The 1754-nt window shown below is 71.9% G+C and carries 2 protein-coding genes; both read left to right on the top strand.

Features of this window, described 5'->3' with window-relative positions:
• Positions 1–367 (top strand): ATP-binding cassette domain-containing protein (locus tag ACNPM4_RS10970; RefSeq protein WP_448985715.1); only part of this gene is annotated, 367 nt, incomplete at its 5' end.
• Positions 360–1754 (top strand): ABC transporter transmembrane domain-containing protein (locus ACNPM4_RS10965; RefSeq protein WP_448985713.1); only part of this gene is annotated, 1395 nt, incomplete at its 3' end. The genes ACNPM4_RS10970 and ACNPM4_RS10965, both read left to right, overlap by 8 nt.

Here is a 1754-nt window from a genome sequence, read left to right as displayed (position 1 = left end):
CGAGGCCGTGCGCGGCCACGGGGCGGACGAGCCCGCGCATCCCCCGTTCATCGAGATGGCAGCACTGCACGACACCGTGGCGCAGGTGGGCGGCTGGGAATCGCAGGTCGGCGAGGCCGGTCGACGGCTCTCGGGCGGACAGCGCCAGCGCATCGGGATCGCCCGCGCCCTGCACGCGGAGGCCGACGTGCTGGTGCTCGACGAGCCGACCTCGGCCGTCGATGCCCTCACCGAGGCGCACATCGCCCACGCCCTCGCCGCGCACGAGGAGACCGTGATCGTGATCACCACCTCCCCCGTGCTGCTCGACGCCTGCGACCGGGTCATCGACCTCCCCTCTCCCGGATCGGATGCTCCTCATGAGTGACACGACCCCGACCGCCGCTCTGCTGCCCATCGCCTCCGGGGCCCGTGTTCGGGCCGTCGTCGGCGGGCTGCTGCGGCAGCATCCGGGCCGGGTCGCCGCCGTCGCCGCGCTCTTCCTCGCGGCATCCGCTCTCGGGATCGTGATGCCCACGTGCCTGGGCCGGATCGTGGATGCGGTCTCGTCGGATGCCGGCTTCGCGACCATCTCCGGCTGGGTGGCCGGAGCGGGCCTCGGTGCGATCGGCGCGGCCGTGATGATGCTGTGGGCCGTGCGCGTGCTCACCGGTCTGGTGCAGGACATGCTCGCCACCCTGCGCGAAGACGTGTTCGCCTCGGCGATGCGGCTGCCGGTCAGCGAGGTCGACGACGGTGAAAGTGCCGACCTGCTCTCCCGCGTCACCGGAGACGTGGATGCCGTGGCCGAGGCCGGCGGCAACGTCGCCCCGACGCTCCTGTCGGCGAGCTTCGCGATCGGGGTCTCGGTGGTCGCGCTGACCGCCCTCGACCCGTGGCTCGCCCTCGCCGGAATCGCCTCGGCACCGTTCTATGTGCTCGGTACTCGGGCCTTCCTCCGCAGGTCACGCGTGGTGTTCCGCGAGGTACGGGTGCGCGAGGCCGCGCGCAGTCAGGCCGTGCTCGACGCGGTCGAGGGCATCGAGACGCTCACTGCGTTCAACGAGCAGGACCACGCGCTCGAGCGGGTCCGTGAGCGCGCCGAAGCCTCGATCCATATGCAGATCGAGGGCGTGCGGGTGACGAACCGGCTGTTCCGGTGGATCAACGGTGGCGAGCTCGTCGGGCTGGCTGCGATCCTCGGCACCGGGTTCCTGCTGCAGTCCGCAGGCACGATCACGGTGGGCGCGGTCACGACGGCCGCGCTGCTGTTCCATCGCCTGTTCGGCCCGGTGGGGCAGCTGATCTTCGGGCTCGACGACATCCAGCGTGCGGCGATCGGGCTCGCGCGACTCGTCGGGGTCATCGACCTCTCGCCCGCCTCGGCCCCACGGGACGAGGAGACGGAGGCGGCACCACGGGCATCGATCGGCATCGAGGTGCGGGACCTGACCTTCCACTATCCGACCACCGGTCGCGGCATCAGCGACGTGAACCTGCGGGTCGACCAGGGCACCACGGCGGCACTGGTCGGCACCTCGGGGTCGGGCAAGAGCACGCTCGCGCGCGTGATCGCCGGGCATCATCCGCCGACCTCGGGCAGCGTGCACCTCGCGTCGAGCGCGGAGGCCCCGTACTACCTGTCGCAGGAGCTGCACCACTTCCGGGGCACGATCGCCGACAACCTGCGGCTCGTCGCCCCCGAGGCGAGCGACGACCAGATCGTCGCCGCACTGCGGGCGGTCGGCGCCGAGTGGGCGGTCGAGGCGATGGTC

Source organism: Microbacterium umsixpiens (genome assembly GCF_053543675.1).
This window is presented reverse-complemented; position numbering and strand designations above follow the sequence as displayed.